The 16654-nt window shown below is 55.3% G+C and carries 11 protein-coding genes; 4 read left to right on the top strand and 7 right to left on the bottom strand.

Annotated features, from left to right (window positions below; translation table 11 throughout):
- Positions 1 to 196: 196 nt before the first annotated feature.
- Both ACR0P8_RS06580 and dcm read right to left on the bottom strand, forming a co-directional pair.
- On the bottom strand, positions 197 to 403 hold the full coding sequence (locus tag ACR0P8_RS06580; protein ID WP_432624335.1) for a DUF3427 domain-containing protein: 207 nt from the start codon (positions 401 to 403) through the stop codon (positions 197 to 199).
- Positions 404 to 460: 57 nt separating this feature from the next.
- The gene (dcm, locus tag ACR0P8_RS06575; RefSeq protein ID WP_432624334.1) at positions 461 to 1735 is read right to left on the bottom strand and encodes a DNA (cytosine-5-)-methyltransferase; all 1275 of its coding nucleotides are present in this window, start codon (positions 1733 to 1735) and stop codon (positions 461 to 463) included.
- A gap of 159 nt (positions 1736 to 1894) precedes the next feature.
- Between dcm and ACR0P8_RS06570 the strand changes: the two genes are divergently transcribed.
- Complete coding sequence (locus ACR0P8_RS06570) at positions 1895 to 3367, top strand: Sau3AI family type II restriction endonuclease (protein WP_432624333.1); 1473 nt, start codon at positions 1895 to 1897, stop codon at positions 3365 to 3367.
- Positions 3368 to 3396: 29 nt separating this feature from the next.
- Positions 3397 to 4065: a hypothetical protein gene (locus ACR0P8_RS06565; RefSeq protein WP_432624332.1), complete on the top strand. Its 669-nt coding sequence runs from the start codon at positions 3397 to 3399 to the stop codon at positions 4063 to 4065.
- A 96-nt stretch (positions 4066 to 4161) separates the two neighbouring features.
- On the opposite strand, the gene ACR0P8_RS06560 is transcribed toward ACR0P8_RS06565, so the two are convergent.
- The 4 genes from ACR0P8_RS06560 to ACR0P8_RS06545 all read right to left on the bottom strand — a co-directional run bounded on the left by ACR0P8_RS06560 (position 4162) and on the right by ACR0P8_RS06545 (position 10717).
- Positions 4162 to 4812, bottom strand: a complete 651-nt coding sequence (locus ACR0P8_RS06560) for a hypothetical protein (RefSeq protein ID WP_432624331.1) — start codon at positions 4810 to 4812, stop codon at positions 4162 to 4164.
- A 586-nt stretch (positions 4813 to 5398) separates the two neighbouring features.
- Positions 5399 to 7327 carry a Sau3AI family type II restriction endonuclease gene (locus tag ACR0P8_RS06555; protein ID WP_432624330.1) on the bottom strand — a complete coding sequence of 643 codons (1929 nt, stop codon included), beginning with the start codon at positions 7325 to 7327 and terminating at the stop codon, positions 5399 to 5401.
- 54 nt (positions 7328 to 7381) lie between these two features.
- A complete protein-coding gene (locus ACR0P8_RS06550; protein WP_432624329.1) occupies positions 7382 to 8152 on the bottom strand; it encodes an HNH endonuclease in 771 nt (256 codons plus the stop codon).
- Between the two features lie 510 nt (positions 8153 to 8662).
- Positions 8663 to 10717, bottom strand: coding sequence for a UvrD-helicase domain-containing protein (locus tag ACR0P8_RS06545; protein ID WP_432624328.1), 2055 nt, complete (start codon positions 10715 to 10717; stop codon positions 8663 to 8665).
- Between the two features lie 87 nt (positions 10718 to 10804).
- Between ACR0P8_RS06545 and ACR0P8_RS06540 the strand changes: the two genes are divergently transcribed.
- Positions 10805 to 12103, top strand: coding sequence for a metallophosphoesterase family protein (locus tag ACR0P8_RS06540; protein WP_432624327.1), 1299 nt, complete (start codon positions 10805 to 10807; stop codon positions 12101 to 12103).
- Positions 12100 to 15570 (top strand): AAA family ATPase, encoded by a 3471-nt coding sequence (locus ACR0P8_RS06535; RefSeq protein ID WP_432624326.1) that lies wholly within the window; start codon positions 12100 to 12102, stop codon positions 15568 to 15570. Before ACR0P8_RS06540 ends, ACR0P8_RS06535 begins: the two co-directional genes overlap by 4 nt.
- An 89-nt stretch (positions 15571 to 15659) precedes the next feature.
- Here the strand turns inward: ACR0P8_RS06535 and ACR0P8_RS06530 are convergent.
- Positions 15660 to 16654, bottom strand: a 995-nt coding sequence (locus ACR0P8_RS06530; protein WP_432624325.1) for a Gfo/Idh/MocA family protein, incomplete at its 5' end; no start/stop codon positions are given.

Genomic DNA, 16654 nt, shown 5'->3' with positions numbered 1-16654 from the left:
TGACAACGCATGAGGGCGGTCGGAAGCTATTTGGCTTATTTGTGGCAGGTTGATACGTCGAAAAGGCTGTTTGGGGGTATGATTTATACCCCCAAACCTTGTTGTAAAGAGAAAGACGTGCCACAAATAAGCGAGATAGCTTGGACGGATGGGTCTAATCTGCCACAAATAAGCGAGATAGACGCAAGGCAGCGGGCTACAGCGCGGATTTTCCGGTGAGATGACGGTAGAGCTCTGGATCGACCGGTTTGATGAGCTTGAGCGTGGAAACAACCACCTTTGATTCGCTGCCATCCTCGCCATGATTTACCGATTCGCGCACATCGTCCAACGCAATCGCATTGCCGACGAAATAGTAGGATTTCTCCTGTTCCTCGGCCTTGCGACGGATGAAAATCGGCACGAAATGACGGTTCCGCCATGTTGAAAGGTGGGCTGATTAGCCCAATCGCGGAGAAGTTTATTGTTCTGCGTCGTTGTCTTCGGCAATGACCTTACCGATACGATGCGGAATCTCCGTAACGAGGGCGTTGCCCATGCAGAATGCGCGATGGCCGTCAGTCATTCCGTCGTCAGTCCATCCTTTCGGAAAACACTGAAGTCGGTCAAGCTCGTCAGGGACGAGTCTTCTCAGACGTCCATTCTGCATCACCACATGTTTGGTGCGACTGGCTCCACGGCCGCCTTCGCCTGTAAGAATGGTACGGCTTGGCTTGTCTAGCGGGTCGGGGAATGCGACAGGGCCCTCGGAATACACGTATTCATGTCCGTTGCGGGCGGTGCGCTTCTCATGTTTGCCGCCTTTGAGATATTCCCATGACTTGAGGGTATCCCCAGTGATGAAGAATTCGTTCGGAACCTGCTCAATTGGCACGAGGATTTCGCCCAGCGTATGCTGCGGACCGCTGTAGACGGGCTTGACACGACGCGTGAGTACCTTGCCGTTCTGCATCACCCCGGCATCTTTGAAGCGAGAGATTTTGTCTCCAATGCCGAATTCCTTTGTGGATTTGTAGGGGTCCTTGCTGACGGAGAAACTCTCGGCGCCGAATCGCTCATCCGGTTCGATGGGGAAAGCTCTCGCCTCGACTCCTGCATGAAAGAGCTGGTCTTCCAAGTCCCACTTCGGGGCGTTGTATTCGGCATAGATGTATACGCGACGGCGACGCTGGGGCATGCCGTAATCGGCGGCATTCACCACATGCCATTCCACGGAATAACCCAAACGGTACAGACATGAGAGAATGATTGCGAAATCGCGGCCCCGCTGTGCGGTAGGAGATTTCAGTAGTCGATCAACGTTCTCGAGAAGCACATATTTCGGATGCCTCATTTCAAGAATGGCATTGATGCTCCACCAGAGCACGCCCTTTTTGCCTTCGATGCCCGACGCAAGGCTTGCAGGTTTCGCGACTGAATAGTCCTGGCAGGGGAAACCTCCGACGAGCATGTCGAATTCCGGCAATTCGCGTTCGCGTTTTTTGATTTGCTCGACAACGACTGCGATGTCTTCATTGACGCAGCTTCCTTCGCCGAAACGCTTTTCATAGCAACGCCAAGCGAACTGCTTGGTGGGGCGCCCGTCCGGTTCCCAATTATTGGCCCAAACGGTATGGAAATTACCCGCTGGCTTCATTTTGAAATCCGGAAACTTTGGGTTGCTGTAGCCATCGAGTCCAAGTCGGAATCCGCCGACACCGGCGAATAATTCGGCGACTTTGATTTCCTTGCTCATTGCAGCCCTCGCGCTCCTTTAGCTCTTGCGATCCGAACGATCGTTCGAGATAACATTGACCAACATCATATCTAATCACGAGGAATCGATCAAGTTCAGTGTGTCGTGATGTTTGAGGGGTGTTAAGTGGTTAAATAATAGGGAAAGAGGGGCTTTTACATGGCCTTCAGAAAAGCAGGAGCTGGTTCGATGTTGAACGAAGAACGTAGGTTTTCATCACTGGAAGAAGTTACGAAACTATTGATTGGCGCTGAAGGCAAGACGTTTCGTGAACTCGATGAAACGGGCCGTGGCGATTCGGCGGGGAACAAGGGCTCTCTGGGCAACATCATCGAGGAATCTGTTCTGCATTATCCAGTAAATTCGGATGCTGAGGCCGATATTCTTGTTGGCAATACTCGATACGAGCTCAAGGTTACTCCGTTGAAGCATTCCGGCAGAGGAAACCGTAGAAAAACCGTTGCCAAAGAGAGGCTCGTCCTTGACATTATTAATTATGAAGATTTGCCAGGGGAGACTTTTGAGGATTCTCGGTTCTGGAACAAATCGAAGAATATCATCATGGTTTATTACTACGATGACCGCGAAGATAAGAAAAAACAATCCCGTTTGGATTGTAAAGTTCTAAAATCAGTTATCCTGCATTACGACAAAAATGATTTGGCGACGATTCGAGATGATTGGGAGAAAATTCATGAGAAAGTTTCTTCCGGGCATGCTGATCAGCTGTCGGAGTCGGATACGAATTACCTCGCCGCATGTACGAAGGGTGTGAATGCTTCCAGTATGAGGGACGCTCCTGCTCCATCTGGATCTGGTTTGAGCAAGATTCGGGCTAAGCAGCGTGCGTTCAGCTTCAAATCATCTTTCATGACTTCGATCGCGGAACGGGCTTTAGTGAGCCGTGTAGACGAGTACAGTCTGCCGATTTCCGCGAACCAGACTCTTTCTGAATTCTTGAAAGAGCGTATGGACCCATATATCGGAGAAACGGTTGATAATATTTCCCTCCGATTGGGTGTTCCGAAAACGGAATCGAAAGCCAATAAAAGTCGGCTAATCATGAAGATGGTTGGTGCGGAAGGGCGTAGCGTCGACACGGTCGAGCAGTTCCGTAAGGCCAATGTGACCAAACTGAAGACAGTTGTGCAATATCCGGACGGGCTTCCAAAGGAAAGCATGTCGTTCCGTCAAATCACCGAGGAGGAATGGCGGGAATTGGCCTCCTTTGATGCTCGATGGGAGGATTCGTTCTTGTATGAGTATTTCGAAGAGAACAAGTTCTTCATTGTTCCCTTTGAATCGCCGGTGCCGTATTCGCGACATGTGGCTGGCAAAGACCGTTTGGCTGGTGGATTTCTCTGGAATATGCCGGAGAAAGACATCGAACGGTATGTTCATCCGGTTTGGGAACGGCTACATGAATTGATGCTGAGTGGCGGATCCGTCCACTATGGACGGGGAACCAATTTGCTGCCTGGCGCAAGTTTCAACGGCGTTTGCCATCTAAGGCCAAAAGGGCAGAATAGCGATGATGTGGTGCGTCTACCTAACGGCGAATCGATTACCAAGCAATGCTTCTGGCTCGATCGACGGTATGTGGCGAAGCTGATTCGTGAAAACCAAATTTGAAAGGATGCGTAGTGGTTGCGAGTTTACGGATGAGCGACAGCATTGCCGAACGTGCGCTAGGTGACTTTCTCGACGAACATTTTTACGAGGTGCTACATCGTCAGGATGCTGCTTTTGAGTATGAGCGAGTGCGGGATAGGAGCCGACAGCTCAGGGGAATGGATGTAATCGTCGACTATCATGACAATCACATTGTCATTGATGAGAAAGCCGCTCTGCATTGGATTAATCAAGACCTTAGGACGTTTTCGTTTGAACTGTCATCGTTGCAGAGTGGTCATCGCGATCCGGTGCCTGGATGGCTCTACAACTCCAATGCTGAGACGAATCGATATCTGTTGATGTGGATTAAGACATGGGACGTTCGGACGAAGCAGTTGAAGAAAATTCCATTGGGTGAAATGACCCCAGGCAATTTCAAGGAAGTGGAATGCGTCCTTGTGGAACGGTCGAAAGTCCAACGATATCTTAACCGTTGTGGCTGGAATGAGGCTTTGCTGATGGAACGTGCCGAGGAGATTCGAAGGAACCCAAATAGTAAGCAGTTGTTGGGGACGCCCAATAGCCTGATTCGGTTTGCTTTTTCGGGGAAACTGAGAGAGCGGCCTGTGAATGTGCTTATTGAGAGGGACGTTCTTAAAGCGATGGCATTGCACGTTTATACGGTTACCGGCGCCGGAATAGAGAGTGTCTCCTAAACGTGATTTTGAAGATTTGAGAATGCAGGTGGAGCCTCAATTGCTGAATTTTTAGGCCATAGTATGTTTTGATTGGCTGTCTATGGTTTTCCTAGTCTATGCATCATGCACGGGAATAGGTGTGGTTAGCTCCGGAGGCAACCCGGTTTCCATGTATTCATAAGGGTTTTGCTTGATTTTACTTAGCTTGCCGTTCGCATCTCTTACCCAGGATTGTCCGGTTGTATCGGTGAAACTGATGACGGCAGCGAATTCCTTGCTCATGCCAAAATCGAGATGAGGGATATCAACTTGGTATTCCCCGGGCGGCAGTGTTGCAATGACTGATGCGTGTTCGCGTCCTTTGCCCGATGCATCGCCTGCGCCAAAGATTACACCTGACGAAATGACCACATTGTATACGCTTTGAGTCGAGCTGTTTCTAATATTCACCCATTGTCTTTGTCCATCTCTATATGGATCGTTGTCTGGTGCCTTGAGAGATAGCCAGGCGGATACTTTATTCGCTTGGCTATCTTCATACAACGTGTGGTTATATGCTTGAAAAGTCCAAATTAAAGAGATGCAAGTAGCTATTGCCGCCAGGGCTTGCGTAGCAGAGCCCCATTGCTCGAAAAAAGAATGAATCATGTCGCAAAGCTTGTGCTTTATTACCTGATTGCCTTTAGATGGATGGGGAGACTTGCATCGATTCTGATATGAAGGATTGCGATGTTGCTTGTGACGGGTTGCAGATTTATGTTTCATGGTTTTGTTGAAATTAATTTTCAGCGTTGGGGGTATATGAGGAAGGCATTCCTGCCTGATTTTTCTCTAGGAAAACCAAGCAGGAATGCCTTCAAATCATACCTGAGAACTCTTGGATGCAGTGCTGTTAAGTCTGAAACCTGTTGCAGCGTCTCGATTATTTTCGGTATCTCGATTCAAAGGGGCATATTCTTGCTTATGATTAGGTGTGAGTCTATTACGTCCCTGACTGTTTCCCACTGTATTGTGACGGGTTACGTTGTGCATAGCAGCATCGAGTTGTTCTCTGTCAATGAGTTCGGTTTTGATGTATTTGTTACGGTTTCCGCCGACAATGCCAGCTTTTGCTGTAGCTGATTCGACGTCGGGTGTCAGTGTGTAACTTGACGGGCAAACCTGTACGTGGTCTAGCAGCCAGACCTCGAAGCAAGGTGAGTGTTTGTAGTTTTCAAGGCCACCGTTATTGCGCCAAAAGAAGGCCAGCGGCCTTGGAATGGTCCGCCACTGGCCTTTTTCGGCAATAACGGTGGCTTTGAAAGGGAATAATCAGTAGTCTTGAAAATTCAAATACTCACCGTCATCACCGCTACAGATTGTCTTTGATTTGATTGTAGAGATAGTCATTGTTGATCCACCATGCCTGCTTGGTTATGTATTCTTCCGTATAGCGTTCGTGGTCTTCCGGCCTGTTTATCCAGTGCGCCTTTGCGGGCAGCTTGCGTGAGTTCGTCTGTTTGAGAGCGGGAGCACTGTACTGCGCTACGCTTGCATCGGGCCGCATGTGAATGACACGATGCGCCGCGGCTTTAACGAAGTTGTTGTAAACTCGTCTGCCCTTGTAGTTCAAGGTGACTCCGTTCCTAAGTTTCTCGGCGTCTTCTTCCCAGACTTGCCTAGCGATATCAATATCGGACGCGGGCATATACCAGAAGGCGGCTCCCCTGAAGTAGATGTTTTCGGGATTTTTGTCGTCTTTATCAGTGTTTTGATCGTCGAAAACAAAGATGAGGAATTTGGTGGTTTCCAGAAGATGATGCAGGGCGCACCCTTCGCTGTCCCATTTTTGGTTAACCATGTCGTTGAAATCGGGGATAGCCTGAATCTTGAAATGCTGGTTAGGCTTTCCATGGAAGAGTGGCAGGGTTTTGACTCGAATGCCTTTAAGCTCTTCGGCGTTGAGTGAATCAAGGTCGTCATCGAATTTTTCAGAGCTATTTGTATTGAGGCCAAGCATATGCTTGACCAGCATGAAATTAACTTGCTTGGGTGATGCGCCTTTTCGTATGGTGAGGTGGAACTGCTTGGCGATTTCTGCAAAAGATTGCCCTTTAAAGGACTTGAAATAATCCAATATGATACTGTCGCAGCTTCTCTTTCGCAATTGCTCGATATCTTTGATGAGGGAAAGTGATTCGGACGTGCCGGACTCATAACTCTGCAAGAGTGAGGTCATGAAACTTTGTTTGAAGCAGTAGGCTCTGGATTTCGCTCTAACTCCATTGCTCTGCCTGCACGCCTGGTCGCTATTCTTGCCTTTGGTACATGCCGCAAGGGTGTCGGTCATGCCTTCAGTCAGTTCATCCGCCCGGTTCTCGACTATGAGCTGATGAATCGTGTTCCAATCCTGTTCGATTCTGAGCATGGTTGTCTCGCTGAAAGAAATGAGATTGCCTTGCGGAAAGTCGGGCTCTGCGGGGTCGTCCATGGCTAAAAGGTGAGCGTATTCGATTTTGTATTCGCGCTTGTTCTCACGCTGTCCTTTTTTTGAGGTGATACGTCGTAGATATTGGATTAATTCAATGAATCTATTTTTCTTCCAAAATGAACTTGTTTTGAAATCGGCATTGCTTTCCTTGGCGTAGTTGATGAAATTAAGTACGAGCCTTTCTCCGGCTATGTAGGAGTAATCTTTGTCTTTCCCGCTAATGTCGATTGGGGAAACCTTAAGCTCGACTTCGGCTTCAGGAAAATCCGGAGCGGAAATATTGTCGGCTGGATGATCGAACCAGATATGCTCGATTACATTTCCCGGGTAGCTTTTATTTCTGGAATTCTCTCTGCTGTTGAAATCGATTTCCCCTAATGTTCTGCCGATTGCATCATTGGCGCGTCTCTGGATGGCTGTTTTAGTCGTGTAGCTCTTTTCGAAAAATGGAGACATGACGATATCGGCCATTTTCTGGTCTTCGGGAGCCCACCTATGATGCGCCATTTCTTCCTGGGTAAGCCAAATGGGATGCTGCTTATCGGAGAAGACGTCGATTTCATAATCGCAATAGCAAAGATAATAACGTGGGTTGGCGTTTCTTTCTTCGGAAAGTTTTCTGCCGATTGAGAGTTCGTCGTTATGCGTAATTTCCAGAAGCTTTTCCAGCGCATGCTTTATATCGGATTGGCGAAAACTGGAAACTGCTACTGATGGGAACTGCAACGCGTTCGAGTCCGGTGCTTTAACGCATAGGATTTTATCGTTCTTCCTGCAGACGGCTTTGACTGTTTTCGCTGCTTTGGACATGTTCCTCCTCGTTGGGGATTGCTGTGATTACTAATTGTAGGGGGTGATTCGGATTTAGGACTGATAGATATGCTCTCGATGGAATTCGAGGAATTCGCGCGAGGGCTCGCAGACCGCGGGCATGGCTATGCGCTGTCCCTCATAGCGGTACAGCCATTCGTCATTGATCTCGGTGTGCTCGACGTGCGGCGAGACATGGACCGCGAAATCGTCGTCGAGCGTGATCAGCCCCTGATCGAAGGCCCGGTCGTGGAACGCGTTCAGCAACAGGCCGTTCGAGGCGGCCACCTTCTCCGTCGGCGACGAGTCCTTCCATGGCTTGATGTGGCTGGCGACGAGCAGCGGGTCGATCGCGATTCCCGTGATGCAACAGCGGTCGCGGTAGTTGTGGACAAGCGTGTTGCGGAAATACTGCTGGTTGACCCGTTCCGTTACCAAGGCCGGACGGTCGTAGCCGATCCGCGGCGCGATGATTCGCTCCACGACGGAATCGGCGTGCGTTCCGGGACGGTCGTCCGCGCCGTTCAACGCCGATGCCAGCAGTTGGGCGGATTCGAACACCAGGGCGTCGCCGCGTTCCTCGTACTCATCCCATATCTCCCGATCCAGCCTGCTGCAGTTGGTCAGCCCCTTGGTCGTCCTGTTCTTGTCGAGGGAGGCCAGATTACCGAGTTTGAGCGCCACCGCCGAAGGCGAGCGGTGGATGCGCTCGGCGAGTTTCCGGACTGTCGGGTTGCGCTGGTCCCATTTTCCGGAGGGCAGGATTCGGTACAGGGCGAACGCCATCATGGTCTGTTCGCGCGTCCAGTTGTTCCGTCCCGCCATTTTCACCATCCTGTTGATTCCAGGATAAACGTTGCTTGCTTAACTTGGGTAGATATGCGGCAAAATGCGCGGCAGGGGGTGTTGCGGATGTGTCACGATTTTGATTTTGGGGCGGAATTTTGAATCGTGACACAAAGCGGACTTCGCAAGTGCCCCCTAAGTGCGTTTTTCGCGTGATTTTGGGCTGGAAAACGGCATTAGGGGGTATTTGGCGCCGGATGTCTGTCGCACGATTCTAAAAAAGGGCCGAAAAATGGAATTGTGCGACAAATGCGCGGCAAATACGAGACGGATATGCGGCGAGCATTCAGCGAATGTCGATAAGCATTCGACGGAAGTCGGCAAATGCTTACAAATATGTTGCGAATGTTGCGAAGATACGGTAGGTGGGGATGCTGTGTCTTGAATGAGGGCTGCGGGATGGCGTGACCGTGTTGCGAGGGGATTTGCGAGTGGGATTCTGGGAGTGGTATGGAGGGTGTTCTCCACGAACCCCGCAAACCTGCAGAATCACTTGCATTCCCGGGTGAACCAGCAATTTGGGTATCCGGTGCAACCGTAGAACTTGCGTGACGGATCCGAGCCGGCGTGACGCAATCGCAACGCCTCCCCGCAATTCGGGCATCGCGGAGGCAGCTTCACACCACGGAAGATGTTCGGGCAGATCCTGTCATGCAATTCATACATGAACCGCGACGGTCGCGTCTGATCGACCACGAAAAACAGCTTCTTCCTGCAACGCGTCATCGCCACGTAGAACAGGCGACGTTCCTCCGCGTGCGGCATGCGTTCCACTTCCGGCAGCAGCAGGCCGAGCAGCGGTTCTTCGGGAATGGCGCTCGGGAACCCCTTTAATCCGCCGGAACAGCATAGCAGGAACACGAAATCGCGTTGCAGGCCTTTGGATTTGTGCGTGGTCATGAATTCAATGCTCATGTCCGGCTTCTCAAGGAAAACGATATTTCCGGTATGCTCGTCGATTCGGAACAGTTCGTCACGGTCGTTGCGCGACAGCAGATTCAGGTCGCTTCTATAACGTCCCAACATCAGCACCGACGCGGTTTTCGGCAGTTTGCGCAGCTGCTCCACGATCGCGTCGAAGCGCTCCTCCTGCGTGGTTCCGCCAAGCGCTTTCAGCGAATAGTCCTTCTTGTCCGATGGGTTGTGCAGATGTTTGACGTACAGGTTTTTGTCCTGCATGACGAACTTTCCGCTCGCTTCGATGAGGCTCTGCCGGAATCGACGCGTGGTGGTGATCTGGAACATGCGCGTCGGGCCCCAATCGCGCCAGATTTCGGCGAAATCAAGGATGAGATGGATGTCGCTTCCGGCGAAACGGTAGATCGACTGCCAGTCGTCACCCACGCAGAACAGCGTGAAATCGCTCTGTTCGCGCAATGCGCGGATCAGCTCGTAGCGCGGCCTCGACATGTCCTGGTATTCGTCGATGAGCACGTATTTGTACGGATGCCGGTAGTCGTTGCGCCGCACGCAGCGGATGGCGTCGATGATCATGCCGGGAAAATCGATGCCCTGCGTCGTGCGGAAATTGTCGAGATACGCGGTGTAAAGCGGTTCGACGAGTTGCAGCATCTCACGGTTGCGGCCGACATGCTTGCCGCCGCGCCGCTCGTTGAGCTCGCGCATGCCGTCGATGCCGATGTTGTTCTGCCGCATGTGCTGGATGATGGTCTGTGCGTTTTCGATGAGACTCTGCTTGTACTGGTTGAAGTTGTAATCATCCGTCGGCAGTTGGAAATCCTCACGTTTCGCGGCGGTTCCATATTTGCCGAACAGCTCCTTCGACATGAGCTTGAACGCCAGCAGACGGTAGGGGATGTCCTGTTCGAGCAGCCGTTCGAAGGTGGCGCGCACCACGCCGTTCGACGCATGCCCGTCGATGATGGGGCGTTCTGCGATGGTGGACGCGCGGCAGATTTCCAGACCAAGGCTGTGGAACGTGCATGCGCGGATCGTTTTGCCGGTGCTTGCCGTGATGCGCTGCGACATGTCATCCGCGGATTTCCGGGTGAACGACAGCACGAGGATCTCCTCGGGCGTGGCACGATTCGTGGCGAGCAGCCATGCGATGTAGCCGACGATGGTGGTGGTTTTGCCGGTTCCCGCGCCCGCGAGCACGAGGGTGTTGTGGCCCGCGCCGGCGATCGCGCTGATCTGCTCGTCGCTCAGATCATGCTTTTCGATTTTGCCGATGACTGCGCGCGCCTTGTCGATTCGTTCGGCCGGGAGCAGTGGCTGTGGACGGAGCTTCGCCGGCTTTCGCTGTGATTTCTGTGACTGTCCGCGTTGGACGTTGGCGTCGTGCGATCGGGGCTGCCTGCTGGCCGTTGCCGTTGCGTGGGTGCGAGGCTGCGTTGCGTGGGCATGAGGCTGTTGCGCTGTGGGGGCATGCGGTTGCGTTGCGCGTTGCGTCCGTTGCGTGTGCTGCGCGGATTGCGGGGCTTGTGCGGACCGCGCGGATTGCGAGGAAGGACGTGGCTGTTGGCTTTGCGACGTATCGTCGTCCGTGCCCAGTATGTATTTCAGCGTTCTCAGCAGTCCCATGCCATTCCCTCTCACATCTTTTTCAAGTCGCGCAAAGGGAAATTATAATGTGCGGAGATTCGAATGCGATAGGGAAAGGGAAGACGCATGCGCGTGCTGCATACTTCCGATTGGCATATCGGCAGACGGTTCAAAGGCATCGATTTGCTGGATTACCAGCGCAATGCGTTGGAATGGTTGGTTTCGTTGATCGAACATGAACGGGTGGACGTGCTGTGCGTGTCCGGCGACGTGTACGATGCTCCGCGGCCGTCCGCCGAGGCGGTGCGCTTGTTCAACGAGATATTCCAGCGGCTTGGATTGATGGAGGTCAATGGGCATCCGCTCCAGATCGTGTTCACGTCCGGCAACCATGATTCCGCGGCGCGACTCGGCTTCGGCTCCGCGCTGATGCGGCCGAACGTGCACATGCGCTGCGATATTGAGGACATCGCCACTCCTGTCCTGGTTGGCTCCGAAGAAAGCGGACGGCTCGCGATCTACACATTGCCGTATCTTGACCCCGACCTGTCGCGTCCCGCGTTGCAGGGGCTGCTGGATTCACGAAAGGACCGCCAGGACGACCCCAAAATCGCACGATCGCATGAGGGGGTCATGCGTGCGGCGCTGCGGCTCGTCACCGCCGACCTTGCCGCACGCCGTGCCGCGGACCCTCAACTGAACGCCATACTCATGGCCCACGCCTTCGTATCCGGCGCCACGTCCTCCGATTCGGAACGCAACATCACCGTCGGAGGCGTCGACAGTGTGCCCGCGGAGCTCTTCTCCAACTCCGGATTCGACTATCTGGCGCTCGGCCACCTGCACAGGCCGCAGAAAATCACCATCCCGCAACGCTCGCAGGACGAATCGCAATTCCATTTGGACCGCACCCCACAGGCGCGCTACAGCGGATCTCTGCTCGCATACTCGTTCTCCGAATCACAGACGCCACCTGTGGAAGGCAACGGCAAAAGCGTGGTGCTGCTTGATTTCACGGACGGCAAACTCGCCGAGCCGCGCATCATACCCGTCGAATCCGGCGAACCGCCATTCGTGCGAATCGTGGGGACCATGGATGAGATCCTCGGTCCGCTCGCTGAACGATACGGGGACATGTGGGTGTCGGTCACGGCGCAGGTGCCGGAGCTTCCGCACGGCGCATACCGGAAAATCGACCGCGCCTATGCACACGCTTTGGAGAAGAACTTCGACTACTCGCAGCGGAAACAATCGCAAGAAAGCCGGAAAATGGCCGATTTGAAGCGGACGACGGACGAAATGGACGTGCTGCGCGATTTCGTGGAGTATTCGATCGGGCGCACACCTTCTCCAGCGGAGAACGACGTGCTGCGCAAAGCCGTGGAAACGGTTCGCGGGAACGCGGGCAAGGAGGTCGCGCAATGAAACTTATCGCAATGAAATTCCGTGGCGTCGGCCCATACAAAGGGGAGTACGCCATCGACTTCGCGGCGCTCACCCGATCGCACATGTTCCTCATCGACGGTGAGACGGGAGCCGGCAAGACCACGCTGCTCGACTGCGTCACCTTCGCGCTGTACGGGTCGATCTCCGGCAATACGGAAGGCAAGAACGGCGCGGGAGACCGCAACAGGCTCCGCTCGCGATTCCTCGACGGTTCGGCCGACGAAACCTACGTGCATCTGATTTTCGAGGAAGGAGGACATTATTACGCGGTACGCCGCACGCCCGAATACGAGCGGCCGAAACAGCGTGGCGACGGTACGACGAAGCAGAACGCGACCGGCAAGATGATGCGGGTCGCGGATGATTGCGAGACGGCGTTCGCGGCGCTTGTGAAGGATGTCGTCGCCGACGATTCGGACGGTTCGTCCGATGCCGGTTCCTCTACTGGCTCGACTGCCGTCGACCGGTATTTCGATTTTCTCGACGAACCGGGCCATACGATCGCGATCACCTCGCGTGCGGGTGACGTGGCCGTGGAGGTGGAGCGGCTGTTGGGACTGAACCGTGGCCAGTTCTCGAAGACCATCATGCTGGCGCAAGGCCAGTTCGCGCAATTCCTGCGGATGGGCCCGGAGGACCGCACTAATCTGGTGAAGGAATTGTTTGGCGCGGAGGAATATGAGGCCATCCAGGACGAATTGGATGCGATGCGCAAACGGTTCGGCGACACGGTGGACGGGCAGCGGACCGTATTGACCGAACGGATCCGCGCGGCCCGCGAGAACGCGCAACGAATCGAGCAGCGGCTGGAGGCTGTCGTCGGGCCGCAGATGTCCGGTTCCGCCGATTTTGAGACTTCCGCCGATTCGGATATTCGGGAAACGCAGGATGAGCCGACTGACGGGTGGCGTTGGGGCTTGGACGAATCCGATGCCATCGACGAACCGGCCCGCAGCGAAACCGACATCGTAAAACAGCTGGAAAGCACGATGCGGGACGTGGAATCGGACGCACGCCGGTTGCTGGAACAGGCGGAATCGCAAGTCGGCGAAACGGATGAAAGGCTGGCCGAAGCGAAACGGCGCAACGAAGCCGCATGCGGATTGCGCGAATCGTACGAGCGGACGCGGGACGTGCGCGAACACGCCGATGAGCTGGCAGCCCGCAAACCGGACATCGAGGCGGAAAAACAGCGGATCGTCCAAGCCCGGCAGGCTGCTCCGATCGCGGCGAAACAGGCCGAATGCGAAGCCCTGCGAACGAAACTGGACGACTGTGACGCGCGCATCATGGCCGTCACGAAAACGTTGGCCGATTTCGAGTCGAAGGAAACGCTGCAACAACGGCATCAGGATGCCATTGCCTCGGCCGCTGGCGAGGAGGCGGCGAACAAGGCGCTGGAAATCGCCGAAACACATGCCGAAAACCTCCGAAAGGCCGAGAAGACAGCTGAATTGGCGGAGCGCGCGTCCCAGGAGGTCGAAGCCTGCGAAGCTGCGCAGACCGAGGCACGGCAGGCCTGTGAAGCCTTGCCGGACATGAAGGACGTCGCGTCGCAACTTGAGGAAATCGCCGGAAAACTGGGAGCGCGCGGACAACGGGAAGAGACGCTGGCACAGGCGAAAACGGTGCTTCAACATGCGCGGACGGTCCAAAAGCTGACAGTCCAGGTTTCGGACGCGGAATCCGCGTATGCGGAGGCACAGCAGGCGCGATCGGAATCGGAGAAGGACGTTCGGCACGCTGAGGAATCCTTGCGATTGGCGGGCGCGGCACGATATGCGGAAGGCCTGGCCGAAGGACAGGAGTGTCCGGTGTGCGGCTCGACCACGCACCCCCATCCGGCGGCTCGTCCAGCTGACGTGCTCAGCGAGAAAGCCGTCGAAACGTTGAAAAAACGGGCGTCCGCATGCATCGATCAGGAGTCGAACGCCAAAACGGCGTTGGAAAAGCTACGGGTAAGACTCGATGGTGAACGCGAGCAATCGCACGGACTGGATGTGGCTGCCGCCGAACAGGAAGTCGTGGACGCGCGGGCCGCGTTGGACGGACTCGAAGCGTTGGAACGACGGCAGACCGAGCTCAAAACGCAACGGATACGGATCGACACCGCCGCGAAAACGCTGACGGATGCGCAAAACGCGCTGGCGCAGGCCCGGACCGCCGCGCAGGCCGCCGCCGAACAAGCCGCGACCGCGGCCAAGACCGCGGAGGGCATCACGCAGGACAGCGTGGAGGCCGAACGCAAGAAAGCCATGCGCAGGCAGACGGAGGCGAAAAACAAGGCGCGGGAGGCCGAGGCTTTGGCCGAACGCATCTCGGAACGCGACGAATTGGAACGGAAAACCGTCTCATTGCGGGCCGAACACGACACTTTGACCGAACAGCATGAAACCGCGGAGCAGGCCGTTGCCCGGTTATTGGAAAACAGCGATTTTCCGGACTATGAGACGGCGGCCGCCGCCATGCTGGACGAGAACGGCATCGAACGATTGGAATCGCGGATAGACACGTTCGACAAGGCATGCGCCGCAGCCGACGCCGACATGAAACGGGCGTGCGAGCAATTGGAGGAGCGGCTGGACGTCTGCCGGAAGCTGTTCGACGAAATGCCACATGAATTGCAGAACTTCACAATCGCGGAAGACGTGCGAAGCGCGCAAAGCGTGCAATCGCAGGAATCCCGGGAATCGCAGGAAGAGCGGCAGGCGGCGCGACTCTTGCAATCACTCGACTTCACAGCGCTCGCCGAAGCGCGGGACGACGCGTCACGGGCACGCGACGAGGCCATCAGCGCGCAACAGACCGCCCGCAACCTGGATGAGGACCGTGCTGGGATCGCGGAACAGCTCACCAAAGCCGCGGAAAACTGGCGTTCCGGCATGACCGAATTCGCGCCTGTGCGCACCATGGCCCTGCTCGCCACGGCAGGCAAGGACTCACCTTCGGTGCAAAAAGTCTCGCTGGTCACCTTCGCGGTGACCGAACGATTCCGCGACGTGCTCGACCGGGCCAACGAACTGCTCAAGGACATCCACGGCGGCGTCTACGAGCTGCGTCTCGGCACGCATGAGGGACGTGCCGGCGGCAAAACCGGACTGCCGATCGAAGTGTTCGACCGTCGCACCGAACGTTCCACCGAACCAAGCACCCTTTCCGGCGGTGAGACCTTCTTCGTCTCACTGGCGCTGGCCCTCGCGCTCGCGGACGTGATACAGGCGGAAAACGGCGGAATCTCGATGGAAACGCTGTTCATCGACGAAGGCTTCGGCTCGCTTTCGGACGAATACCTGGATGATGTGATGGACGTGCTTGACGGTATCGCCCGTACGCGTGACATCGGCATCATCTCGCACGTGGGACAGCTGAAGGACCGCGTGCACGCGAGGATCTCCGTCTCACGTGTGGACGGGAACGGCGAAAGCCGTTTGACGGTCACGGCGTAGTGCCCGCCGCGGTCCGACGGCCGCGATTGGGACGGACACTACGATTCGAACGGCCGACATGCGGGTTCAAATGGCCGATGCGCGGTCGGTCACGCCTCGAACGGGTACGTGAGCCCCCAATCCGCGCGCAGCGAATCCATGAGCTCCATGATGCGCAACGTGTCGGAATGCGGCATCTCATCGCATTCCGTACGCCCGTCCAATACGGCCCGGGCGGCCGACGCCACCTCGTATTCGTAGCCGGTAAGCTGCGCGGGAACATCGTAATGCGCGGTGACGGCGTGCGTGCCGTCGAACACGTCAATCGCCTCGACATTGTTGATGTTCCGGCAAGTGAGGTACCCTTCCGTGCCCCACACCGCGCCCATGCGGTCGCTATGGCACAGAATCGAGCTTTGCGCGGTGGCCACCACGCCGTTGCGGTAGTGGAACGTCATCGAATCATGCGCGTCGACACCGGTCTTGTAAGGACGCATGGACGATTCGATGCGTTCGATGGGCGCGTTGTGCATGATCATATCGATGAAATTGATCGGATACACGCCGACGTCGAGCAGCGCGCCGCCCGCCAACGCCGGATCGGTGATACGGGCTTTGGCGGTGGTCGGATAGCACAGGTTAGCGTCGATCGCCTGTATCTCGCCGATCACGCCGGAAGCGATGATGTCGTCGATCATCGTGCGCGACGGCATATAACGCGTCCAGATCGCCTCCGTGCACAGCATGCCGGTCTCGTCCGAAACGTCCAGCATGTCGCGTGCCTGGTCCGTGTTCGCGCCGAACGCCTTCTCCACCAGAACGCCCTTGCCGGCGCGCATGCATGCGATCGCCTGCCCGGCATGAAGATTATGGGGAGTGGCGATGTACACCAGATTCACGTTCGGGTCGGCCAATAGATCATCGTATGATCCGTACGACACCGGAAAACCGTATTCCGCGGCGAAATCCGCCGCACGTCCGCCATCGCGCGAAGCGACCGCGTACGGGGCCACCAGATCGCGGTAACGGTCGTCCCGGGCCATTTTCGTTAACGTATCCGCCATGTGCCTTGCGATACGGCCCGCGCCGAGAATCGCCACATTGA

It is taken from the genome of Bifidobacterium sp., from assembly GCF_050874245.1.
Taxonomy (GTDB): Bacteria; Actinomycetota; Actinomycetes; order Actinomycetales; family Bifidobacteriaceae; genus Bifidobacterium.
This window is presented reverse-complemented; position numbering and strand designations above follow the sequence as displayed.

Coding starts and splice junctions, on each gene's coding strand:
- dcm (WP_432624334.1), bottom strand. CDS start 1,735: ATGAGCAAGGAAATCAAAGTCGCCGAATTATTCGCCGGTGTCGGCGGA.
- ACR0P8_RS06570 (WP_432624333.1), top strand. CDS start 1,895: ATGGCCTTCAGAAAAGCAGGAGCTGGTTCGATGTTGAACGAAGAACGT.
- ACR0P8_RS06565 (WP_432624332.1), top strand. CDS start 3,397: ATGAGCGACAGCATTGCCGAACGTGCGCTAGGTGACTTTCTCGACGAA.
- ACR0P8_RS06560 (WP_432624331.1), bottom strand. CDS start 4,812: ATGAAACATAAATCTGCAACCCGTCACAAGCAACATCGCAATCCTTCA.
- ACR0P8_RS06555 (WP_432624330.1), bottom strand. CDS start 7,327: ATGTCCAAAGCAGCGAAAACAGTCAAAGCCGTCTGCAGGAAGAACGAT.
- ACR0P8_RS06550 (WP_432624329.1), bottom strand. CDS start 8,152: ATGGCGGGACGGAACAACTGGACGCGCGAACAGACCATGATGGCGTTC.
- ACR0P8_RS06545 (WP_432624328.1), bottom strand. CDS start 10,717: ATGGGACTGCTGAGAACGCTGAAATACATACTGGGCACGGACGACGAT.
- ACR0P8_RS06540 (WP_432624327.1), top strand. CDS start 10,805: ATGCGCGTGCTGCATACTTCCGATTGGCATATCGGCAGACGGTTCAAA.
- ACR0P8_RS06535 (WP_432624326.1), top strand. CDS start 12,100: ATGAAACTTATCGCAATGAAATTCCGTGGCGTCGGCCCATACAAAGGG.